The organism is Dyadobacter subterraneus, from assembly GCF_015221875.1.
Lineage (GTDB): Bacteria > Bacteroidota > Bacteroidia > Cytophagales > Spirosomataceae > Dyadobacter > Dyadobacter subterraneus.
On record NZ_JACYGY010000001.1, the window covers coordinates 3,867,180 to 3,889,899 of the forward strand.

Consider the following 22,720-nt stretch of genomic DNA (forward strand, 5'->3'; position numbering starts at 1 on the left):
GAACAACAGAAAAGTTGTAAAAATGATTAACTATGAAAAATGCAAACAAAATGACAGCAGTAGCTTTAATAGCAATGGCTATCGCAACAAGTGCTAATGCTTCTAACGAAGAAAAATCAAAAGTTACTCTGATAAATAAAATTTTGCCTGCTTCACTTCCAGCTTTGGAGGGTCCAGCACCACAACGTGTTACTTTATCAGCAGAATCAACTAAAACTGCTATTCAAAAAGCAAACATTGTTGAGCTAAAATTGAAAAGCATCGATAAAAAATAATTGAAGCAAAAAGCGATCAAAAGGAAAAATGGGTAAATGTAGGTATTCAAATACTTACGATTTACTCTTCCCCAAGACTTCGTCCATGATTCAGTTGCGATGCACTTTACCAAACTTGAATTACTTCTTTAAGATATAGCATAAGCTTAAAAAGGCTCTGACACATGTCAGGGCCTTTTTGCTTTTATTCCGGGATTATTCAAGATTTCGATTTTCTTTGAGGCACAATTATTATAGATCAACAGCTGCCAGGATGAAATCAATTATCCTGTGGTCCAGTGGTTTAATTTTAGATTATAAAAATTATGGAAATCAAGGAAAACGAATATAGTATTGAGTTTAGCCAGGAGTTTACCGTACCGGCCGAAACACTTTTTGAAGCCTGGACTACACCCGAGCAATTGAAAAAATGGTGGCATCCGATGCAAGATTCTCTTACCAATGTGCAAAACGATTTGCAGGCTGACGGGGAAATAATCTACGAATTTGAGAAAAATGAATTCCGTGTAACCGGCAAATATCAGCAGGTTGATCTTAATGAAAAATTGATTTACAGTTGGGATTGGGATTTTTCAAACGATTTGCCGGATGAAAAATACATCTTAACGATTGGATTTGAAAACAAGGAAAACGGCAGCATTCTTCGTGTAAAACAGGAAGGATTGCCGGGAGAAGAAGCTGCGTTGCCACATCAGGATGCATGGAAAACCGCGCTGGAAAGTTTGAAAACTTTTTTAGATGGTTCGCCTTCAAAAAATAACAGTGTAGAAAGCGACGAAGGCATGAATGACCGGTCAGGAGGATATAACGAATTGCCTGAGCAGTCGAAAGTTGGAGGCGCATAAATCGAAAAATACAGGTTTCGGTATTAGGCAGCCGGAACCTGTATTTTTATTTGCTGACTATTCTTTTCCTATCGAGAATTTCCTTGATAGCTGCTGTAACTCTTCCGGAAGAAGGTCGTGGCGCATTTGGCTCAACAATTTTACCTTCCTGATCTATCAGAATATATCTTGGTATGCCAGTCATCAGATACAATTCCCAAATTTCGCCTAATTGCTGGTGCTGTTTCTGATTCATATGAACTCCCCGAAATTCTTTATCCTTTTTCAACATAGCATGCCAGTCAGGAATGCTTTCATCTATTGATACAAACAAAAAAGCGACCTGATCATTACCTTCAAAATCCTTTTGAATCTTTCTTGTAAACGGGAATTCAGTTTTGCAGGGGCCGCACCATGTCGCCCAAACATCCATATAAACGACTTTGCCTTTCAGTGCTGAAAGTGCTATTTTTCCCCCTTCCGGAGTTTCGCCAGTGAAATCAGGTGCTGGTTTCCCGGGTCCTATCGCAAGCCATTTGCTGTAAGACTTTTCCAAAGAATTAAGATATTCATCTTTTTTGGTTGTGCTTTTAAATTTCTGGTATACATAATTTGTTTCAGGAGTTATACCATTCAAAACCAAATACTTATTAATATTTTGAGCAGTCAACAACTCTTTCCAAAAATCCGGATATGCTGATTTTTGGATTTTTTCATATGCCCAAACAGGCATATGAACCTCAATTGAATCCGATGATTTGTTTTTTGACTTTTCCAAAAGCAAAGGAGCATAAATTCCATTTTCCAGGAATTGGCTGATCGCCGTCGCATAAGCACCCAACTGGTATTGAAGTGCAAGAGAATCCTTCGGGATCTTGTTGATAATTTGTTTTAGAGATAAAGGAATTTCTGCTTGATTTCCATATTTGGGACCTGCATACTGATTTACAAAGTTAATAACCGCCAGATTCCCTTGTGCTTCCAGTACTGTGGACAGCGGGGGATCAAGACTTGAATTTTCTTTCAAATGTTTGAATAAATTTTGATACTCCAACCGAAGAGAATCAATGACGCTTAAAAATTCATCCGGTTCAAGTTGAAAATAATATTTCCCATTGCTAATTTCATGGCTAATCCGGGCATCCCAGCACTTGACAATATATTCGTTGATTTCGGCCTCATCGCCCTCGTAGCGAAGACCCGAACGGTTTTGCAGACTATCCAAAAAGATTTCGAATTCATCACCGGGAGCAGCGAAGGCGGAGACTTCCGTATCCCCTACCGTTAGCAATCCAAAAGTTGGACGATCAAATTTAAATTCCAAAATGGCGCTTCCGGAACTGTCAAGTGTGGTTTCCAAAATTACAACCTGCTCCAAACTGACCATATCTGTCGTTAGAGCCTTAACTTTTAAATTTTTCCACCCAGGGGCATGTACCAGGATTTTTACATTTCCGGAATCTTTTTTAGTACAGGTTGCCAGGCTAAAAATGATTAGAATCAAAAGCAGCAAGGTATTCAGTTTGTTCATGGCTATTTGATAGCAATATATTATCCGGAATTGCCCGAAAGTATTCAGTTTTCCTATCAGTTTTTCAAAATAGATGTGTATATATGGGACTCTGTTTTTCAACGCTTTTTGGCAGAAAACAATTTATTTAAGATTTATAAGTAAATTGACGGCTTATAATATTCTAAAATTTTATGAACAAAATATTCCTGACCACCCCAAAACACCTTTCCCGGTACTTTTTACTTCCGGCTCTTTCATTGCTAATAGCCTTTGGTTCAGCTATGGCAGGTAATCTTGTAAAACCATTGGCGTCGCCGCTTGAAGGCCGCTGGGACATCACTGTCGACGTAGCCGGAAAACCTTCTCCATCCTGGCTGGAAGTAAGACATTCGGGAAATCACACGCTGATCGGCCAGTTTGTTGGCTTCTCGGGAAGTGCCCGTCCGATTTCGGAAGTTCATTTTAAGGATGGTAAATTATCTTTCGAAATTCCGCCGCAATGGGAAAGAGGAGATAAAAACCTGACCGTTGAAGGAACTCTTTCAGGCGATAAACTGACAGGAACGATGAACACCGTTGATGGTAAAACATACAGCTGGACAGGTGTTCGTGCACCTTCGCTTCGTAGGACTACACCACCAGTGTGGGGAAAAGCAATTCCACTGACTGGTGGAAATGAAATTAAAGGATGGCACACCGAAGGCACCAGCCAGTGGATAGCCAAAGATGGTATTTTGAAAAGCGAAAAATCAGGTGTAAATCTGATCACGGATGCAAAATACAACGATTTTAAGCTTCACGTTGAATTCCGTATTCCCAAAGGAAGTAACAGTGGCGTTTATTTAAGAGGCCGTTATGAAATGCAGGTGACAGACGGAAAAGGTCTTGAACCAGCTGTGGATCAGCTTGGAGCAGTTTATGGATTTATCAGTCCGAGCGAAATGATGGCGAAAGAGCCCGGTGAATGGCAGACTTTTGATATCACACTTTTGGGTAGAATGCTGACATTGGCTGTAAACGGTAAAACTGTAATTACAAACCAGGAAATTCCTGGAATTACCGGCGGTGCTCTGGACAGCAACGAAGGAGAACCAGGCCCATTATATATTCAGGGTGACCACGGTCCGGTTGAATACCGTAACATCGTAATTACTCCTGCTAAATAAGCTTTCGTTTTTACAAAATACATTAATCAGATCGCAGTGGTAAGTTCGTTTACCACTGCTTTTTTATGCCTTTTTGATTTCAATATTTCACGTTTAGATTTCATCACTATTGCATTATTTTACAAAACAAAATCAATAAATTTGGGAAATGTTAAGCTTATTTGCCATGAGATATTTTCTAATCTTTGGAATGTTTATAGATGTATACGGACTGCTCAACAGTGGCAAGCTTGGATATTATGGCATGAACGACGAAGATTTTTTCTCCTTGCCAAAATTGCAGCAGATCATCCCCCTGTCTTCACCTGATACACTGCTATTAGACGCTGCAATTTTCCAGGCCAGCAACGAGGCGCGGCGGAAAAACGGAGTACCCATATTTACTTACGATTTCAGCCTTTATCTTTCTTCGTCCAATCATGCACGTTCTATGATCGTCAATAATTTTTATAATCACAAAAATCCATACAGCGCTTTTGAGAGAACAGCGGATAAAAGGATTGAGCTGATTACCAAGCGTTTCATGCGAACAGCAGAAAACATTGGCCAGTACCAGACACTCGTCACCAAACAGTTTTTTGGTGTTCGCTGGGATTCTCAGCAACGGCGTTATCAATTCATCGACCTGGAAGATAATATAATTTGTCAGCCCTTTACATACGCAGATTATGCCCACCATTGCGTGAGACAATGGATGGAATCTACCCCACACCGGGAAAATCTCTTAAATAAAAACTATACTTATTTGGGTTGTGCAGCCAGATTAAGTGCAGCACCCTATCAGGAGAGGCGAGCACCGTATGGAAGACTTGTTCAAAATTTTGGTGGAGAAAAGTGATGGAATGTCACTGATGCATACTATATTAACACAAATATTTGCATCATCAATTTTACTCTATCCGTTATGAAAAACCTCTTCTTTTTAAGTATTGTAACTTTGTTAAATTTTGACTGTTTTGCGCAGAACAGCCATACTTTATTTCTTACCTATGCGCTCTCCAATCCCGAACCCGTTTATAATGGACATGTAGATGGCGGTGCTGGCTACAAACCGGAAGCGTCAAACTCTTTTGGAATAAGATATTTGATGAAAAGCACCAAAATTGTCACACTAGAAACCGGAATCGAATATTCAAATTATCATTTCAAGCTGGATTACGTAGATGATCCGCGTATAAACATCCCCTACATACAGAAAACAGCTAAGCTTATTTCAATTCCCGTCTACGCCCATTTGACTTTCCTGAGATATTTTTTTATAAATGGTGGTGCGATAGTCGACACGGAAATTAATAAAAAAGAAAACGAAATTAATAAACAATCCGGTATTGGCTTCGGACTTGGAGCCGGCTTGAAATTTAAATTCAAACATGTAGCCATTTTTGCCAATTCGTTTTTTGAAAGACATGCACTTATTGGAAGTTCACAACAGGGAACCAGACGAAGTCTGATCAATTCAGGTGGCCGGCTCGGTATCGGTTATTCTTTTTAACTGCTGCTTCTCAGTCAACATCAGAATCATTAATATAGAGCAGGTATCTTGTTTCAAGTGCCTGCCCTCTTTTTTTGTGGTCCAGAAATCCCAATTTAAGTTTTGTAATATGGAAATTTTTGGAAGTAGAAACGATTTCCGCATCAATCCCAGACCGGATCAGACTATCGCCTATTGCCGCAGATGTGTATAAATAACACGGATTTTCACCGATAAAATCACCAAGCTGATTACTGTTTTTGATAAGATTAACTCCACCTGGCGAATAAAATTCGAAGGCATAAGAAAAGGATTGATACGAAGCGACAGGAATCTCATCATCGTCTTTTGAAATCATTTTAGCCGCGCTTGCGCCTGATTGATATTGAAGTAAAAAGGGATAAAAAAATACGAATAGAAAAATATACAGCATCAAGGCAGTGGCATATCCCAGGAAAAGTATTTTTCTCAGGATGATTTTATCTTTGAAAAACGCAGAAAGAAGCGTTATCGAAATTGCCATAACGGCCCCAATCCACGCATTTTGAATATTGGTAATGTAAAAAAGATACAAAATCAAACCACATAAAATATACAAAAGTCCGCTTTGAATATTTGCAAACCAGCCAAGTATCGGGTCGTTTGCTTTTTGATATAAAAAATACGCAGTAACGATTGCGAAGTAGGGAAATTCTATGACGATATAATGCGGCAATTGAAATTTTGACAAAGAAAAAAGCAAAAAAGTAACCAGCGCACTCCCATAAAGTATCCAGCGTGAAGAATTGTTGTCTCTTTCATATCTGAATAAATAGACCATTCCTCCAACCAATCCGGCCGACCAGGGCAGAAATGCCCATAAGGTGGTATGCAAAAAGAAACTAATATCTCCGCTTCCCTTGATAGGGCCGGTATTAAAAAAACGTCCGAACTGACTATCCCAGAAAAAGAATTGAAGACCGGAAACATTTTGCCTCCCGAAAACTATTTTTTCAGGATGCAGATCAAACTGAACGTATAAGCTATATAATTCAGGTAATATAAAAATGAAAGAAAGTGTCAGCATTATCCACCAGCGATAATTCAAAAACTGCTTCCATTCCTTTGCGATGACTAAGAAAATGACCCAACCGGAACCAATGGTTATCAAAATAAAAATTCCTTTGGTCATTACTGCACAGGCAATAAAAAATGCCGCAGCAACGATATGAAGCCAGTGTTTGCCTTTGTAAATATTGAGCATGTGCCAGATCGCAGCAATGGTGCAAGCCGTCAGATAAGGTTCGGCACGAACATCAAAATTGGCAAGTGTGCTATGAAGCGCCACTGTATAAAGCAGCAACGCGATTTTCGCAACAGTTGCATTAAATAAATCCCGGGCGGTAACATAGGTATAAAAAAGGCTTAAAAGCCAGAAAGCAAAAGCCGGAAACTTGTAGGCAAAACCGTTTATGCCAAAAATTTTGTAACTGATAGCCGCCATCCAGAAAGGAAAATGTGGCTTGTCAAGCCAGTCGTGCCCGTCTCCGTATAAATTGATCCAGTCGTTGTGAAGGACAATGTGTTTGGCAATTGTGGCGTATAAGGCTCCATCGGGCTCCATCACATCAAGCCACAATCCGGGCATATTGAGTAATATTCCGATTAAAAGCAACCATGGGAAATAGCGCTGCAAAGAAAGTTCGGTAGTTTTCATAAGCTGGATTTTTCGTATTTCTGTTCAATGATAAATGTTTAAACGGAGTAAAATCCCGGTCAGAATCATTGATTACAAAATGATAATATTAGCAGGTACGCAGCCCGTGGCCGGATTTATGCAGGGAGTCCGATAAAAATTTGAAAGTAGCAATCACTTCGCGGTAAGTCAGAACAGTTACTCTCTGCTGCCTGTATTATGTTGAGATACGTAATCATGGCATTTGAAGAAAAAAATTCGACATCAATACAGCTTAATCCGCCAACGAAAAAGTCAAAAATCATTGATTATTTTTTGCTAATACATTGACAAATAGCACTCTAAAATAATTATATTTGAATTTCAAGACGTTTGAATAAAGTCAGGTCTGCAAACTGATCCTACCCTCCAGGACTTTATCAAAAAAAAAATTTAAAAAAATTTCAATTCCTGTTACCCTCCTCCAATAGTATCCCGACTAACCTATTACCATCAGAAAGGATGAAATAAAAATCAGCCTTCTGATGCATTATAATTCAATTTCAAACACTATTCAGATCAGTATTTTTATTAACCCGGCCCCTGAAAATGGGTCTTAACCTTTACAACGCGATGAAAACTTTATTAAACCAACCTTTTGAAAATCTTTCAATCACAACCAGAAAAAAAACAGGAAATGTTATCAATGTCCATTTGGGATGTAAGATACTTTTACTGGAATTTCATGAAATCGTTTATCTTGAAGGAGATGGCAATTACACATACGTATATACCACACAAGGCAAACGCTACCTTGTTTCAAAGACAATGAAAGCCATCCAGAAAATCCTGAATGCGGACTTTCTTCGGATACATAAATCTTACATGATCAACCCTATGCACCTTCTGGCGCGTATAAATCCTGACAGGGTTGTTTTAAACGGAGGCAAACAATTACCTATTGCCCGCAGAAGAATCGTAGAAATCCAGGAAACACTTGCCGGCGAATATCTGAATGTTGGCTGATTGAATGCCAGGAATTTGTTTGACAGACAAGCCGGATTAAGTAAAATGAGCAGGAATTTCCCTTTGAATAATCAGGTAAGAATAACATTGATTTTCACTAAATTAACAGTCTGATTACATTCCTGTTCATCAAACTTATACTGATATGAAAAAAATGTATTTCCCTCTGGCCGTTGTTTGCGCCGGACTGACCTTACTGGCTGGAACGAGCCGCCTTGTTCATGGAAAATATGGTCTTAGTCTGGGAACTCCTGAAATAAAATCGATCAATTCACTCGCTTTCGGGCCGGATGGGATTTTGTTCATCGGTGATTCTAAAAGTGCCACGATATTTGCTGTGGATACAAAAGACGCAGCGGCAAATAACCAGGCTACCGAGGTTGAAATTAAAAATATCGACCAGAAAATTGCAGCATTGCTCGGAACAACACCGGAAAATATCACGATTCAGGATATAGCCGTTAATCCGGTTTCAAAAAATGTGTACTGCGCGGTACAGTCTGCTGACGGAACACCCGTTTTATTTAAAATTGAAGGTGGCAAAATCACACCGGTCAGTACAAAGAATATCCAGTTTTCAAGTCTGGCGCTTAACAACGTTCCTTCGGAAGATGCTAAGGACAAAAGAGGCACACCGATCCGGGTTTCAGCTATTTCGGATATTGGTTTTTCCGACGGGAAAGTTTTGGTAAGCGGTTTGTCCGGTCAGGAATTCAACTCAACTTTTAGAAGTATACCTTTTCCATTTACAGACAAACAGGATCAGGCAATGCTCGAAATATATCATGCCGCGCATGGAAAATATGAAACCCTGGCTCCTATCCGCACTTTCACAACTGCAGACATCAACGGTAAGAAATATCTGGTAGCAAGTTATACCTGCACACCTCTGGTATTGTTTCCGATGGACGAACTTAAAGCCGGAAGTCACGTAAAAGGCAGAACAGTGGCAGAAATGGGCAGTGGAAATTCTCCCGTGGATATGGTGACAATGAAAAAGGGCGGCGACTCGTTTTTGATGATGGCAAATTCTGCCCGACCTGTTTTCAAAGTAAAATACAAAAACATCGAAGCTTATCAGGGATCGCTTACAACGCCGGTAGAAGAAAGTTTTGCAACAGCTGGTGTTGATTTTGTGTCTTTGCCGGTAACCAATGTAGTGCAGCTGGACAAACTGGACGATACGCGCATGATTTTGCTCCAACGCAAATCCAACGGCAGCTTAGACTTATGGACTTCAAGTGAGAGATATTTGTAGAAAATATTTTGTGATACTGATCAGGCTGTGCAAAATGCACAGCCTGATCTTTTTTATTATAATACTTCAATCCTGCGCGGACAAAAATGATGCCGGCAAAACTTCTTTAATCTGGAAAGATCAAAAAGCAGTCGGCATTTCTTTTCCTTTAAAATATACCAGGAACATTTCTTCGGATTCTATTGCTGCGTTTACTGAGGTACGACTGCTTTCCGAAAACAAATCCGTTGGAATTTTGGGAGAATTTTCGATTGCCGATCAAAGGGTTTTATTTAATCCCTTAATCCCATTCACACACGGACTTTCGTATGAGATCGTGGTTAAAGGAAAACAAGTGGATATTTTTGACATTCCAAAAAATGAATCAGCCAAGGCTTCAACTGTGATTGGAATTTTTCCATCAGCGGATACTTTGCCAGAAAATCTTTTGAAAATTTATCTTCATTTCTCACAGCCGATGCGCGAAGGGCAGTCGGCCAAGTATGTGACTTTGCTGAAAAATAATTCTGATACGGTTAAAGCTGCTTTCCTTGATCTTCAACCAGAACTTTGGAATCCCGAAAGAACAGTTCTGACGCTGTGGCTTGATCCCGGCAGAATCAAACGTGATTTAATTCCTAACAAACTTCTGGGAGCACCTTTGAAAAAAAATGCCTCTTATAAAATCATAGTGTCCAAAGACTGGACCGATGTATCAGGAAATTCATTAAACCAGTCATTTACCAAAACATTTATCACAACCGGTCGCGATAGTATATCGCCAGATCCTGCGCACTGGACAATACTGTCACCGAAAAAAGGTACATCAGAATCTTTCAAAATTGATTTTCAAGAATCCCTGGACCATAGTGTTTTGTTGGAAACACTCTCGGTTAAAAACGAAAAAGGTGAAATAATTTCTGGCAAATGGCAAATTTTGGACTACGAAAAAGCTTGTCTGTTTGTTCCTGAGCAAAAATGGATTTCAGGAAATTATGCTCTTCGCATTGAAACCAAATTGGAAGATCTCGCAGGAAATAATCTTAACCGACCTTTTGACAGAGATATTACCAAAAAGGAAAACAAGAAAAAGCTGGGAGATTTTATTGAAATTTCGTTTCATATTAAATACTAATAACGAACTATTCCTTTTTTATCAATGCTTTATTTCAACGGAGTCTTTTGAAATTGTTATTGGTGGTAGCATTGAAAATCCACCGGTCATAAATCCTAACCTGGTACCATTGTAAAATCTGACTTTTGGAATACTATCATCGGAAAAGTCAAGAGACTTGTTAATTGATTTCCCAATTTCAGAAATTGTAAACAAGCGGTTGACTTGCGGTGCCAGCTTTGGTGTCACATTGTAATATTCTCTTTTTATATCTATATCAGATTTTCGCCTGCCACCTGCAAGTGCCGGATAAAAATCAATGCCCATTGTCATTCTTACAGCTGCCGGCTTTCCATTTTTAATTGCGAAATTCCATTTTGGCATATTTTCAACTACACGCAGAGCTTCCTCATCCAGACCATACCCGAGTCCTTCAATTATTTCCGCATCACGAATATTTCCGCCTTCGTCCACGATAAAAGATACCTTAACTTTTCCTTGAATATTTTCAACCAGCGCTTCAATAGGATATTTTATTTGAGAATAAAAATAATTTTCCATGTCACGAAAGACAACACCAAAATATGCATTTCTGTCCAAAACATATTTTCCCGGCAGCGTATCATTTTTTACTGATTTTAATTTTTTATCAATTTTAATATTCTTCGGCTGTTTCGCTATTTCCTGATTTTCAGTTGAGTTTTCAACATATTCAGAAATTCCATTTGTAATGACGTTGGTTCTAAAATCCGAAATTTTTGATAATTTTTCCCTGGCCGCGGTCAGTATAATAACCAAACCCAGAATTGGGAAAATGGTAACATATTTGCTTAACAGCAAGCGTGGTGTACGATTTTGAAAAATCATTTTGACTCTGCTTTTTAATAAAGAAGAATTAAAAAACGGATTGGACAAGGACTGAACCGGGGCATTGAAGGAATAGTAAATAAGAAACGTCGCATATTCCTCCCGGTCAGAAGCTGGTGCATCGGCCAGAAACTCATGAATCTGCTGCATTGACTTTTTATAAAACCAGAGCACCGGATTGAACCAGCAAACTATTTTCAGCAACTCTATGATCAGGATGTCAACGCTGTGTTTCTGTTTGATATGGATCATTTCATTTCTTAGTACATTTTCAAGACAATTTTCATAATCATCCTGACTGACAACCAACCATTTAAAAAAGGAGAAAGAGCCTATTTTACCATTTTCAGTATAATTTTCCGGTAACAAAATCAGGGTATGATCTTCAAATTTGATCGCCTTACCTTTTCTGATATATGAAAAAAGATTGAAAAATCCTTTAAGCATGTTAAACGACAATAAAACAACGCCTGAAAAATAGACCAGAGAAATGATCAAAACCCAATCTGTACTCTGCTCAGCAATCTGATCTCCATTTTGCAAAACCGGACTTACCGACATACTATATACGAGTTCTGGCACATTTTCCGCAGTTGTCTCAGGAATGGTAATGAAGGGAAGAAAAAAGCTGATAAGTAAAGCCCCTAAAAGATAAAATCTGTTGAGTGAGAAAAAAGTATGTCTGCGAAAAAATAACCAGAAACAAACGTACAGAATGGTCCAGTACAAATTCACCTTTGCCAAATAAATAAGGTTTTCCATCTTGGTATCAGATTTATTTTTTGCTTTTATGATCTTTTATCAATTTCAATAATTCATCCAGATCACTGACATCCAGATCATTATCCTTTACCAGAAAGGAAACCATATTGGACAGCGAATTCTGAAAATAGCTGGCCATCATTTGTTTCATTTCCTGCCGTTTGTATTCTTCCTCACTGATCAAAGGAAAATACTGATGTGTGTTTCCATACACTTTGTATCCTACAACTTCCTTCTTTTCAAGAATTCTGATGACGGTCGAAATCGTGTTATAAGCAGGAACGGGATCGTCCATTTCAGCTATGATATCTTTGACAAAAGCTTTTTTCAATCGCCATAAAATCTTCATTACGTCCTCTTCTGCACGCGTTAGTGTTTTCATGTGTTCCGCACTTAAATAGATATGCCAAAGATACTACTATTTGATTAGTTCTAGCAACTAATTAAATAGTTATTTTTTTCAAAATATTGTAGGCTCAGCATTTCCAATATAAAAACTTATAAAGCGAGGTTCGTGAAGACAGCGATGTAAAAATGGCCAAAAACAAAATGCCAGCTCTTACAGCTGGCATTTGCACTTACGATTGATAAAGGAGGATTTTGTACTGCAAGTGTATAAATTATTTAGTAACCGGCAATGCAGAACTTAGTTAACGGTAATACACTTAACATTTTTTTCTCCATTAAAATTATTAATTATTGATAATCAGCCATTTAATTAAAATATTATTTTTTATCAATCAGTTACATAAATTTCCTTTGCACAAGAACAAATTTGTGGTTTTCAACATGAAGTACAAAAATCAAAAACAAAATCAAGAGCCAATTCCGGCTCAAAACAGAAAAAATGCTATGGCCCTAATTTCTTTTAATTGACCAGTTTGCCGGTTTATTATTTGAAAAACCAATTAGTATAAAAGTCTCTTTTTATATTTGTCGATATATCCGTTTGAATATATCGATAGTACAATGAAAAAAATTTTATTACTACTCAGTCTTACTGCTCTTTATTCCACCACCTATTCCCAGTCTACCCAGCCCGAACAAGGTCAGACAACGGATCGCACTTTCCAGTTGGGAGAAGTGACAGTCGTTTTGCTACCATCGAACAGGTTCTGGAACATTACAACGAACACATCAGGCAAAGTCCTACTTTAAGCAGTTTTTAATTGATGTTTCAAATCAAAAAGGAGGAAAAACACTGCTTTTGACAACTGATGAAAAAAGAGATATAATATCATTTCTTTCCATGCTGACGGATTCAACTTTTATCACAAATCCGGAATTTTCAAATCCACATCTAACCCTAAAATCCCAATAATATGACCCGGACTAAATTTACGAAAGCGATATCCAGATTATTGTCAATCAGTTTTTTACTTATTTCCGTAACCGTATTTTCTCAAAATGCAAACACGGTTTCCATTTCAGGAGAAGTTACGACAGCACTTAATCTGACAACTCAGGACCTTGCAGCTTACAAACAGATCAGCCACAAAGTGAAAGATCGTGATGGTAAAGAACATGAATTCAAGGGTGTCGCCCTGATTGAAGTCTTTGAAAAAGCTGGTATTACCACCGGAGGTAAATTGCGGGGTGAAAATCTTGCAAAATATGTGCTGATCAAAGCAGCGGATGGTTATGAAGTGATTTATTCCCTTCCTGAAATTGATCCTGAATTTACAGATCAAGTCATTATGCTCGCAACAGAAAAAGACGGGCAACCGCTTCCAAATGGCGAAGGTCCGTTCAGGATTATTACACCAAATGATAAAAAACAGGCGCGCTGGATAAGAGAAGTAAGATCTATAAAGATCGTTTTTGCCAAGGATTGACTTTGGCAGTTTTTTGAAACTGAGAAACAGAACTTTGGCTAAAGCCGGAAGTATCTGGGCTTGTTCCGATACCCAGGGTTGAAACCCTGGGTTAGGTAATTCTGATCAGGACTTGGATAAGGTTCAATAAAATTAACCCAGGGTTTCAACCCTGGGTAGTTAGTAGCTCAGAACTTCCCGGGCTTTAGCCATTAGCAAGTATCAAACTTTCCTCGCTGTATTGATCACATTCGCTCCGTCAAACCGCGAAGTTGAACTTCCATGCGAAACACAGCTGCTTTGTGAAGGCTGACCTTTTCCGTCAAAGAAAGATCCTTCCACACGAAAATCGCTGTCGTCACATATTTTTACGCAGCTATTCCAAAACTCCTGCGTATTGGATTGATAGGCTACATCCTTCAACATCCCGACAATTTCTCCGTTTTTGATTTCGTAAAAAAGCTGTCCGCCAAACTGGAAATTATAACGTTGCTGATCAATGGAAAAAGAACCATAACCAACAATATAAATTCCCTTTTTAACATCCTTAATCATTTCTTCAAACGACAATTTTTCCTTTTGAGGAGCCAATGAAACATTTGGCATTCTTTGAAATTGCACTGAATTCCAACTATCTGCATAAGAACATCCGTGTGATTCCGTCTCGCCAATCATGTGCACCTGATCACGCGTAGCCTGGTAATTCACCAGAATTCCATCTTTTATCAGATCCCACTTTTTACTTTTCACACCTTCATCATCCCATCCTACCGCTCCCATGGAACCTGGCTGAATTTTGTCTGCAAAAAAGTTTACGATCTTGCTTCCGTAATTAAAGTTTTTGGATTTCCATTTGTCCATTGTAGCAAAAGAAGTTCCCGCAAAATTGGCTTCATAACCCAAAACCCTGTCGAGCTCAGTAGCATGTCCGACAGACTCGTGAATTGTTAACCGAAGATGCGTAGGATCCAGTACCAGATCATATTTCCCCGGCTCAACCGATTTCGCTTTTATTTTTTCCTTCACCTGAACGGCCGCCAAAGTCGCGTCGTCGATCATATCATAACGACTGTTGAACAACGTCGTTTTTCTTCCTGTAATCCTGTCCGCGGGTTTGCTTTCCAAATATTCATAACCCATCGCTTTGGCTGTTCCTAACGAATTTCTGGTCTGAAACTGTCCGGTTGCTTTATCGATACCTGTTACTGTGAAAGTCGGCCAAAGTCTGTGAATATCCTGGTCGATATAGGAACCGTCGGTGGAAGCAAAATATTTTTGTTCATTCACCATAAAAAGCTGTGAATTCACATAATCTGCCCCATTTTTCTGGGCTGCGCCATTCACGGCCATTAAAAGATCCACCTTTTCTTTAATTGGTACTTCAAAAAGATTTTTAATGATCGGCGTCTTATAACTCACTTCACCAAAACCTTTCTGCGCTGCAAGCTGAACCGGTTCAGCCAAAAGTTTTGAATTAGCTTTTGCTATTGCCACGGCAATTTCAGCCGTTTTCGCAACATCATTTTCCGTTTTTGCTTCTCCCAGCGAAGCAAATCCCCAGCAGCCGTTAACGATCACGCGCACTCCTACTCCGTAAGATTCTGTGTTAACAATACTTTGCACCTTATCCTCGCGGGTGATGACAAACTGGTTCAAATATCTTCCAATTCTGATATCGGCATACGATGCACCTTTGGCCGTTGCGGCATTAAGTCCGGCATCGGCAAGTCTTTTTTTCACCATTACATCAAGTCCCGGTTCCAGCAGTGCTTCACTGGCTACAGACCTTCCGCCTGGCGTAACGACCGGAATTATAAAAGCACCGGCGGCGATACTGGCTTGCTGGATAAAATCTCTTCTATTCAAAACAATATTTTAATTTGAGGTTGAAAAATAAGGTTAACTGTCTTCCTTAAAATCGATCAGACAGCATCCGACAAGCTTGTAAAAGTGAAATCACGAATTTTCATAGGCGGAATCATATTACCGCCCGAACGCATCGGTTTTCCCATCGCTTCAATGTTATTGAGCATCACAATCGGGCTCTCATTAAAGCGGAAATTTTTGACAGGAAACTTGATCTTTCCATCCTCAATATAAAAAGTACCATCCCGTGTCAGTCCTGTATAAAGAAGTGTCTGGCGATCCACGTCGCGGATATACCAGAAACGGGTTACCAAAATCCCTTTTTGTGTACTTTTTATCAAATCGGCAATCGATTCTGCCCCTCCTTCAAAGATAAATCCAGATGGGGCTGCAATCGCTTTTTCACCTTTTTTCTCGGCCCAGAAACGTGAATAAAACATATTTTTAACAACACCTTTTTCAACCCAGACCACCTTTTCCTGAGCCCGGCCATCAACAGTATTATCTCCAATCACAAATGGTGCACCAGGAATATCCGCATCCATCGGGTCAGAATAAATCGTTATTCTTTCATCAAATAATTTTTCTCCCAAACGATTTCCCCCACCCTTTTTAGACAGAAAACTTCTTCCCTCATCCGCACTTCTGGCATCCATATTTGACATCATGTTACGCATCAGCTCTGCCGCTGCCGTAGGTTCCAGAATGACAGTGTACCTTCCCGGCTCAATCGCCTGTGCAGCCGTTGACGCCATTGCCTTTTGAAGGGCCGTTTGCGTAAGTGATGCGCTGTTTAGTTTGGAAACATCATTAAAATCGCGCACTACATAACCCGAACCCTTTGCATCTTCCGTGCGAACGGTAATGGAATAATCTACGGATGTCGTTTTGTAATAACCAAAGAGCCCTTTACTATTTCCAATCGCTTTAAATCCGGCAGAATCTTCCAGATAACCGGCGGCTATAACTGATTTTTTTCGGCACAGATCAATGCTATCCAGCGCAATTTGCGCTCTTTTATCCGGGTCAATGTTAGCGGTACTATCTGCATATGACTTGGTTTCAGGATATTTTTGAGGACCAAGCATACTTACATATTCCGGATTTTCAGGAGCAAGTTTCGCAAGTTCTTCCGCTCTGGCAACCGTTTTTTTTATGGATTCTTCGTCAAATTCATTGATCGTTGCCGTACCGGTTTTTTTTCCAAAAACGGCAGTTACCGCAAGAGAAACATTCCTTGAATCACCACTGGTACTAACCGCATTTCTGGCATAACGGATATTTCCAACATTTTCTCCGCTCAGGCTGACGCTCATTTCATCCGCCTTTGAAAAAGACAAAACCTTATCAATAATTTTCTTCGCTTCCTGCTGTGATAATATGCCCATTTTTTACAAAACTGTTTGAGACAAAATTGTGAGAATAACCCGATATACCTGATTATTTATAAAGCTCGTTAAACAAAAGCTTGAAAGTGCTGTGCGATTGAGCTCTGAAAATAATCTCTGGACCAAAAGCATAAAGTTTGCCTTTACCAACTTTGGCTTCAAAAGAAACCACGCCGCCGTCCAGATATGAGATTCCCCATGCCCATCCACTGCGAAGTGCCTTTTTACCGGAAACCCAGGCTAGCGGATTCACGCCTTTCAATGCTGCATCCGGATCCAGTTTGAAAACCGGGCTGCTGCTGAAAACCATATCCGCAGTTGAAGCCATACCCCAGTTTGCCTTATTTGTTGTATCAACGGCAACCTGTAAAATACTTCCCGGAATGTAATATTTATCACCCGGGAGTGGTTTTTCTTCACCTTTATTCATTTCAACCAAGGCGTTGTGAACAGGAAGTTTCAAATGGTAAGCTAATGCGGTGCTGCTTCCCACGGTTACCACAGAACCGCCATCTTCCATAAATTTCTTTAAGGCAGGAATTGATTTTTCTGGTGTCAGATACCCAAGCCATGGTCTGAATTCTGCCGGGATTTCCGAAGCTTTCGGATCTCTTGATCTTTTCGCCAGATCCGCAGATTTAGCCGTTATCGCAGGAATACCGGCCCCCATAAACAGGATTACATCATATTTGGAATGAAGGTCTGTTGAATCGATATCTTTTGGATAGATGACTGTAAAAGCAAAATTATTTTGTTCCAAAAGCCAGCGTACCCAACCTGATGGCATAGAACCTCCATATTGATCAAAAAGCGCAATTCTTGAAGCTGAGATCGGAACTGTTTTTACGGCTTTAGCCGATGCTGTCACCTTAATTCCGTAATCCGTCGCCGCTTTTTCAAGCAAAGCCTTTCCTTTCGCTCCTACCAAAAATGAACCTGCCGGTGTTGAACCTGATGTTTCGGTAATTCTCGATACGGGCACTTTCGCTTTCAGCAAATTATTAACTGTTGTAAAAGCATCATTATTCTGACTGCTTAAAATGTAACCGCCTTTCGCATCCGGCAGTTTGTCAGCCTTTGGTTTTTGCAGCTCGCCGTAAGGAATTGCGGTAAATGGACCATCAAATCCGTTCAAAATCCTGTCAAATTTAACGCCCATCTGGTACGCGGGTGTCCAGCCTGCAACGTCATATGGTTTCAAAGGAGGTCCGCCTGGATACTGGAAATCATTCGGATGATCCTGAGGTTCAAACATATCCAGTACGTGCGGACGAAAAGCCTGATTTGTTTTTACGATGTAAGAACCAGCCGGATAATTTTTCCCTTCAACCGTGAAATCTGCCGTTGCAATATGTACCTGGATTCCGGATTTAATTAATGAATTCAGGAATTTAACAGCCGTTGGGAAATCCGGTTGTTTGGTAGAAATGATATAACCGCGTGGATCTCTCAGTGCCGGATCTTTATAAACGGCATCAAAAAACTTAACCGGAACACCAGGCCCCGGACCGTATTCATCACTTCTTGCCGCCAGGAGCGAATCCCTTTTTGCAGCCGCTGTATCTTTTTTAACAACTTTTTTGTCTGCCTCATAGGCGGAAGTTACTGATGCCGAAAACTTAGGAAGCATAGTCCAGTGATCCGAGTTTCCACGGTCAATGGCATTTTTTCCCATTTTGTAAATATTGTAAAGCAACTCATCGCCCGTTCTTCTTGCAAAATCAAAAACCGCATAATTAAGTGACACAGAATAATCGATGGATTGTCTGAATTTCCAATCCTGCGGAGTTACCGGGAAAGGTGTTGAATTATCCGGGATCAGTCTTTCTGGTACCAGGGGAATTTTTGAAGGTGTGGGACCGCCAATAATTTCAGTCAAAATCCCGATTTGATTGTGAAAATAAGGTGCAGTCCGAAGTCCACCGTTCCACCAGGTTGAGTAGTTGGAACCGGATAAACGCGTATAACCTGGTTTGTCTTCAAGATTCAGCCGGTTGATCATTGCAGCCGCAACAGCGTCCAGGCCGGTAATAATCATCGGATCGAACACATGGTTGAACGGATCACGGTAAGGTGGCCCTGCCAAAACACTGCCGTCCGGTCCGGTTTGATGGTGATTGTAAATAATCTGAGGCATCCATTCAATATACTGCTGACGCGAAATATTGATGGTTTCCTTCATATTATTCATGTAGAAATCCCTGTTGTTGTCGTGCCCAACGTATTTTTGATAAAGCCTTGGAATTTTCATATTCCGCTTTTTCTCATCGGCATCCTTCATATACCAGTTTGACACAAGTTCCTGTCCATCAGGGTTTACCTGTGAAAGAAGGATAATTACGTTATCCAGAATCGCCATTGTTTCAGGATCAGTTCTGCTGACCAGCTGATAATAGGTTTCTATCAACTGATGCGCCCCTACTGTTTCTGTTGCATGAAGTCCGCCGTCAATCCAGATTACAGGTTTTCCCTCTTTTGCCAAAAGTTTGGCAGCTTCCGGCGTAAGTCCTTCGGCACGAGCCAGTTTTTGTGAAATTTCTTTGTAGCGATCAAGCTTTTTAAGGTTTTCCGGAGAAGAAACAATGAGCATATATTGATGCCGCCCCTCTTCCGTTAAACCGATCTCTACCACTTTGACACGGTTAGACGCAGCTGCTATTTTTAAATAATATGCTTCGGACTGCGTGTAGGATGCCAAATGATAATCGTCTCCGATATTGAATCCGAAATGTTCTTTTGGTGTGGGAATTGTCTGAGCAAAGGAGACAAAATTAGAAAACAGGAATAGTAATAAAAAATAACGGCAAATTTTCATTATAGTAGGTTAAGTTAGGTAATTGGAGTGAATTCAATAGATTATTGAGGTATTTTTGAAATTCTATTTTTAAAAATGCTTTATTTTTGACGATAAACCAAATATTTATTTTTACAAGTCATCGCCTGACTACACTTTCTGCATGATACAAAGATGCCAGTTCATCATTAAAAATAATTTATTGCTAGATTTGGAAAAACCCTTATAACCTGACCACTGATTATGAAATCAAGTTCTTCTTTTCTTACTTTACTGTTGATTTTTACCATTTCCATCTCTTTTGCCCAAAAAAAAACAAAGGTCACCGACGACTGGAAATTTGGCGTCGCGATGTATACTTTCCATACGGTAAATTTTCCGGAGGCACTTTTAAAAGTGGACAGCGCCAAACTTCATTATATTGAAGGAATGACATTTCATAAATCTGGTCCGGATTTAAAAGACAGTTTGATTTCCCAGTTATCTCCTTCCGGCATCAAAAAACTGAAAAAACTGGTCAACGAAAAAGGTATCAAAATCGAATCGATTTATATCGGGGGCGGTAAAACCGTGGATTCATGGAAAAAGGAATTTGAAATTGCAAAAAATTTCGGAGTGAAATTTGTGAGTGCCGAGCCTCCGGTAAATATGTGGGACAGCATCGATAGTCTTGCAGGCGTTTATGGTATGAAAGTGGCGATTCACGAACACTGGAAAGGGGTAAGTGCTTACTGGCATCCTGATTCTGTATTGGCTGCTGTTAAAAACCATCCGAATTTTGGTGCCTGTGCTGATCTTGGTCACTGGCCAAAAAGTGGTATCGATCCCCTGGATGCTATCAAAAAACTGAAAGGGCATATCATTGCCATTCACTTGAAAGATATCGCAGCATTTAATAATCCCAAGCTTCTGGATGTGACTGTTGGTACCGGCGTAATCGATTTCCCGGGAATTTTTGCAGAGCTCAAAAAACAGGATTTCCGTGGTTACATTTATATTGAAAAGGATGAAACCCAAAAACCGAGCAATCTGAACTCAGTTTTGGAAGCAGCAAAATATTACAACACAGAAGTAAAGAAATTAAAATAGATATTACAGCTTTATAATGCTGAAATAAAAGGCTGATACAGCATCCATGCGATGTGGTATCAGCCTTTTTATACTGCCGCAACCGCATCGATTTCTATCAGATAATCATGATGCAATTCAGGAACGGGCACAACTGAACGTGCCGGTTTTGCCTCACCAAGCATTTCCGCGTAAATCAGGTTGAAAGCTGGCCAATGTACTACACCCACAAGATAAACGGTAACTTTCAGTAAATCAGACGGCTTACCACCAGCCGCTTCAAGAATGGCCAGCAGGTTTTTCAGGGCTTGTCTTGCCTGGATTTCAAAAGGTTCATTAAATGTATGTTGTCCTTTTGCCGTTACCGGTAGTTGCCCGGAAATATACATGGTCCCCTGAAATAACGTTGCCTGTACGTAATGTCCGCCTGCAGGTGCCGCCTGGTCCGTTTTTATAATTTTTATTGAAGGATTCATTTTAGTTTGATTTTAAACCAGATCATTTGCAATCCGACTGATTGCAAATCTACAAAAGTTATTTTCTGATGGTTTTCACAGACACTTCCAAACCCAGTTTGTAGCGATTAATTTGTCTCTATTAAATCGTTTTCCCTTAATGTGTGCAGCATCATATAGTCTGACTTTTGTAAAAACAAAACGAGTAATCGGAAAAAACATAAAATTTAAAACGGCATATTTTAAGCCGTGAGCCGAATAGCAAATTTATTCGGCTCAAATTTTAACTATATTTGAGCCGAATAAGAAAATTAATCGGCTCATGGTGTATAATTGGCAACGGCCGGACTGGCCAAATTTTGTTTACAATCTTTCAGGTTTAGAAGACCTGCTGTTATATTTTGCAGAAGAGACAGGTAACATCACGGGAATTCTCCAAGCCGCTCCTGAAAATGTAAAGGCGGAAAATCTTCTAAACATAATGGTATCAGAAGCCATTAAAACATCAGAAATTGAAGGCGAATATATTAGTCGCCAAGATGTAGTCTCGTCCATCAGAAATAATTTGGGACTTAATTCAAGTCCTCAGGCCGTAAAAGATAAACGAGCAAAGGGACTTAGTACGCTTATGATTGATGTACGGAAAACCTTTGCAGATATTCTTACTGAGGAAAAGCTGTTCGAATGGCACGTCATGCTATTGGGTGAAAATAAAGCTGTAAACTCAGGAATCTGGCGAAAAGGCGTAGAACCGATGCAGGTAATTTCTGGAACAATCGGGAGAGAAAAAATATATTTTGAAGCCCCGCCTTCCGTGAGAGTCCCGCAGGAGATGCAAAGATTTATAAAATGGTTTAATGAAACGGCACCGGGAGGAAGTCAGGAAATTAAAAGAGCACCTGTCCGTTCTGCTATTGCGCACTTATTTTTTGAATCGATCCATCCATTTGAAGATGGTAATGGTCGAATTGGCAGAGTTTTGGCTGAAAAAGCATTATCTCAAACCATGGGACGTCCTGTAATGCTAAGCCTGTCCAGAAAAATCGAGGCGGACCGAAAATCGTATTACAATGCCCTCGAAACCGCACAAAGCAGCAATGAAATTACTGACTGGATTCGATATTTTGTCCAGATTATTTGCGATGCACAATTTGAGGCAAAAGAAATATTAAACTCCACTTTAAAGAAAACAAAGTTTTACGATCAGTTTAAAAACAGTTTTAACGAACGCCAAGCCAAAGCGATAAAAAAAATGCTTGAAACCGGTCCAGATGATTTTAAAGGAGGAATGACTGCAAAAAAATATATGAGCATCAACAAAACCTCTAAAGCTACCGCGACAAGAGATCTTCAATATCTGGTTGAAATCAATGCATTAATAATCACCGGCGGCGGACGCAGTATCAGTTATTTACTCCCTATTTGA

The 22,720-nt window shown here is 39.7% G+C and carries 19 protein-coding genes; 11 read left to right on the plus strand and 8 right to left on the minus strand.

Translation table 11 applies throughout. The features are described from left to right. Window positions 1-32: 32 nt before the first annotated feature. Together IEE83_RS16075 and IEE83_RS16080 are read left to right on the plus strand one after the other, a co-directional pair. Window positions 33-275, plus strand: a complete 243-nt coding sequence (locus tag IEE83_RS16075) for a hypothetical protein (protein WP_194121554.1) — start codon at window positions 33-35, stop codon at window positions 273-275. Window positions 276-580: 305 nt separating this feature from the next. Next, window positions 581-1,120 carry an SRPBCC family protein gene (locus IEE83_RS16080; RefSeq protein ID WP_194121555.1) on the plus strand — a complete coding sequence of 180 codons (540 nt, stop codon included), beginning with the start codon at window positions 581-583 and terminating at the stop codon, window positions 1,118-1,120. Window positions 1,121-1,166: 46 nt separating this feature from the next. On the opposite strand, the gene IEE83_RS16085 is transcribed toward IEE83_RS16080, so the two are convergent. Beyond that, window positions 1,167-2,630 carry a TlpA family protein disulfide reductase gene (locus IEE83_RS16085; protein WP_194121556.1) on the minus strand — a complete coding sequence of 488 codons (1,464 nt, stop codon included), beginning with the start codon at window positions 2,628-2,630 and terminating at the stop codon, window positions 1,167-1,169. A 173-nt stretch (window positions 2,631-2,803) separates the two neighbouring features. Here IEE83_RS16085 and IEE83_RS16090 point away from each other — a divergent pair, with 173 nt between their 5' ends. From IEE83_RS16090 to IEE83_RS16100, 3 genes are all read left to right on the plus strand, one after another. Continuing rightward, on the plus strand, window positions 2,804-3,778 hold the full coding sequence (locus IEE83_RS16090; protein WP_194121557.1) for a 3-keto-disaccharide hydrolase: 975 nt from the start codon (window positions 2,804-2,806) through the stop codon (window positions 3,776-3,778). 166 nt (window positions 3,779-3,944) lie between these two features. Further along, on the plus strand, window positions 3,945-4,616 hold the full coding sequence (locus IEE83_RS16095) for a CAP domain-containing protein (protein ID WP_228101834.1): 672 nt from the start codon (window positions 3,945-3,947) through the stop codon (window positions 4,614-4,616). A 66-nt stretch (window positions 4,617-4,682) separates the two neighbouring features. Next, on the plus strand, window positions 4,683-5,270 hold the full coding sequence (locus IEE83_RS16100) for a hypothetical protein (protein ID WP_194121558.1): 588 nt from the start codon (window positions 4,683-4,685) through the stop codon (window positions 5,268-5,270). Window positions 5,271-5,280: 10 nt separating this feature from the next. Here IEE83_RS16100 and IEE83_RS16105 read toward each other — a convergent pair whose 3' ends face one another. Continuing rightward, on the minus strand, window positions 5,281-6,945 hold the full coding sequence (locus IEE83_RS16105) for an ArnT family glycosyltransferase (protein WP_194121559.1): 1,665 nt from the start codon (window positions 6,943-6,945) through the stop codon (window positions 5,281-5,283). 591 nt (window positions 6,946-7,536) lie between these two features. On the opposite strand from IEE83_RS16105, the gene IEE83_RS16110 reads away from it, so the two are divergent. From IEE83_RS16110 to IEE83_RS16120, 3 genes are all read left to right on the plus strand, one after another. Beyond that, window positions 7,537-7,929, plus strand: coding sequence for a LytR/AlgR family response regulator transcription factor (locus IEE83_RS16110; protein WP_194121560.1), 393 nt, complete (start codon window positions 7,537-7,539; stop codon window positions 7,927-7,929). Window positions 7,930-8,074: 145 nt separating this feature from the next. Then, entirely contained in the window at window positions 8,075-9,187 is a 1,113-nt protein-coding gene (locus tag IEE83_RS16115) for a hypothetical protein (RefSeq protein ID WP_194121561.1), read from the plus strand. Between the two features lie 34 nt (window positions 9,188-9,221). Beyond that, window positions 9,222-10,301: a hypothetical protein gene (locus IEE83_RS16120; RefSeq protein ID WP_228101835.1), complete on the plus strand. Its 1,080-nt coding sequence runs from the start codon at window positions 9,222-9,224 to the stop codon at window positions 10,299-10,301. A 21-nt stretch (window positions 10,302-10,322) separates the two neighbouring features. On the opposite strand, the gene IEE83_RS16125 is transcribed toward IEE83_RS16120, so the two are convergent. Both IEE83_RS16125 and IEE83_RS16130 read right to left on the minus strand, forming a co-directional pair. Then, complete coding sequence (locus IEE83_RS16125) at window positions 10,323-11,909, minus strand: M56 family metallopeptidase (protein WP_194121562.1); 1,587 nt, start codon at window positions 11,907-11,909, stop codon at window positions 10,323-10,325. Window positions 11,910-11,922: 13 nt separating this feature from the next. Further along, a complete protein-coding gene (locus tag IEE83_RS16130) occupies window positions 11,923-12,291 on the minus strand; it encodes a BlaI/MecI/CopY family transcriptional regulator (RefSeq protein ID WP_194121563.1) in 369 nt (122 codons plus the stop codon). 940 nt (window positions 12,292-13,231) lie between these two features. Here IEE83_RS16130 and IEE83_RS16135 point away from each other — a divergent pair. Next, window positions 13,232-13,744, plus strand: coding sequence for a molybdopterin-dependent oxidoreductase (locus IEE83_RS16135; RefSeq protein WP_194121564.1), 513 nt, complete (start codon window positions 13,232-13,234; stop codon window positions 13,742-13,744). 201 nt (window positions 13,745-13,945) lie between these two features. On the opposite strand, the gene IEE83_RS16140 is transcribed toward IEE83_RS16135, so the two are convergent. From IEE83_RS16140 to IEE83_RS16150, 3 genes are read right to left on the minus strand one after another with little or no spacing between them, the layout of a single operon-like run. Further along, a complete protein-coding gene (locus IEE83_RS16140) occupies window positions 13,946-15,589 on the minus strand; it encodes a TldD/PmbA family protein (protein ID WP_194121565.1) in 1,644 nt (547 codons plus the stop codon). A gap of 56 nt (window positions 15,590-15,645) precedes the next feature. Continuing rightward, window positions 15,646-16,977 (minus strand): TldD/PmbA family protein, encoded by a 1,332-nt coding sequence (locus tag IEE83_RS16145; RefSeq protein ID WP_194121566.1) that lies wholly within the window; start codon window positions 16,975-16,977, stop codon window positions 15,646-15,648. Window positions 16,978-17,029: 52 nt separating this feature from the next. Then, the gene (locus IEE83_RS16150) at window positions 17,030-19,792 is read right to left on the minus strand and encodes a M14 family metallopeptidase (RefSeq protein WP_194121567.1); all 2,763 of its coding nucleotides are present in this window, start codon (window positions 19,790-19,792) and stop codon (window positions 17,030-17,032) included. A gap of 222 nt (window positions 19,793-20,014) precedes the next feature. On the opposite strand from IEE83_RS16150, the gene IEE83_RS16155 reads away from it, so the two are divergent. After that, window positions 20,015-20,860 (plus strand): sugar phosphate isomerase/epimerase family protein, encoded by an 846-nt coding sequence (locus tag IEE83_RS16155; protein ID WP_194121568.1) that lies wholly within the window; start codon window positions 20,015-20,017, stop codon window positions 20,858-20,860. A 68-nt stretch (window positions 20,861-20,928) separates the two neighbouring features. Here IEE83_RS16155 and IEE83_RS16160 read toward each other — a convergent pair whose 3' ends face one another. After that, window positions 20,929-21,315: a RidA family protein gene (locus IEE83_RS16160; protein ID WP_194121569.1), complete on the minus strand. Its 387-nt coding sequence runs from the start codon at window positions 21,313-21,315 to the stop codon at window positions 20,929-20,931. A 301-nt stretch (window positions 21,316-21,616) separates the two neighbouring features. Between IEE83_RS16160 and IEE83_RS16165 the strand changes: the two genes are divergently transcribed. Then, window positions 21,617-22,720 carry a Fic family protein gene (locus tag IEE83_RS16165; protein WP_194121570.1) on the plus strand — a complete coding sequence of 368 codons (1,104 nt, stop codon included), beginning with the start codon at window positions 21,617-21,619 and terminating at the stop codon, window positions 22,718-22,720.

Bases quoted from the DNA above. Each gene is read 5' to 3' on its own strand.
- IEE83_RS16075 (WP_194121554.1), top strand. From the start codon at position 33: ATGAAAAATGCAAACAAAATGACAGCAGTAGCTTTAATAGCAATGGCT.
- IEE83_RS16080 (WP_194121555.1), top strand. From the start codon at position 581: ATGGAAATCAAGGAAAACGAATATAGTATTGAGTTTAGCCAGGAGTTT.
- IEE83_RS16085 (WP_194121556.1), bottom strand. From the start codon at position 2,630: ATGAACAAACTGAATACCTTGCTGCTTTTGATTCTAATCATTTTTAGC.
- IEE83_RS16090 (WP_194121557.1), top strand. From the start codon at position 2,804: ATGAACAAAATATTCCTGACCACCCCAAAACACCTTTCCCGGTACTTT.
- IEE83_RS16095 (WP_228101834.1), top strand. From the start codon at position 3,945: ATGAGATATTTTCTAATCTTTGGAATGTTTATAGATGTATACGGACTG.
- IEE83_RS16100 (WP_194121558.1), top strand. From the start codon at position 4,683: ATGAAAAACCTCTTCTTTTTAAGTATTGTAACTTTGTTAAATTTTGAC.
- IEE83_RS16105 (WP_194121559.1), bottom strand. From the start codon at position 6,945: ATGAAAACTACCGAACTTTCTTTGCAGCGCTATTTCCCATGGTTGCTT.
- IEE83_RS16110 (WP_194121560.1), top strand. From the start codon at position 7,537: ATGAAAACTTTATTAAACCAACCTTTTGAAAATCTTTCAATCACAACC.
- IEE83_RS16115 (WP_194121561.1), top strand. From the start codon at position 8,075: ATGAAAAAAATGTATTTCCCTCTGGCCGTTGTTTGCGCCGGACTGACC.
- IEE83_RS16120 (WP_228101835.1), top strand. From the start codon at position 9,222: ATGCACAGCCTGATCTTTTTTATTATAATACTTCAATCCTGCGCGGAC.
- IEE83_RS16125 (WP_194121562.1), bottom strand. From the start codon at position 11,909: ATGGAAAACCTTATTTATTTGGCAAAGGTGAATTTGTACTGGACCATT.
- IEE83_RS16130 (WP_194121563.1), bottom strand. From the start codon at position 12,291: ATGAAAACACTAACGCGTGCAGAAGAGGACGTAATGAAGATTTTATGG.
- IEE83_RS16135 (WP_194121564.1), top strand. From the start codon at position 13,232: ATGACCCGGACTAAATTTACGAAAGCGATATCCAGATTATTGTCAATC.
- IEE83_RS16145 (WP_194121566.1), bottom strand. From the start codon at position 16,977: ATGGGCATATTATCACAGCAGGAAGCGAAGAAAATTATTGATAAGGTT.
- IEE83_RS16150 (WP_194121567.1), bottom strand. From the start codon at position 19,792: ATGAAAATTTGCCGTTATTTTTTATTACTATTCCTGTTTTCTAATTTT.
- IEE83_RS16155 (WP_194121568.1), top strand. From the start codon at position 20,015: ATGAAATCAAGTTCTTCTTTTCTTACTTTACTGTTGATTTTTACCATT.
- IEE83_RS16160 (WP_194121569.1), bottom strand. From the start codon at position 21,315: ATGAATCCTTCAATAAAAATTATAAAAACGGACCAGGCGGCACCTGCA.
- IEE83_RS16165 (WP_194121570.1), top strand. From the start codon at position 21,617: ATGGTGTATAATTGGCAACGGCCGGACTGGCCAAATTTTGTTTACAAT.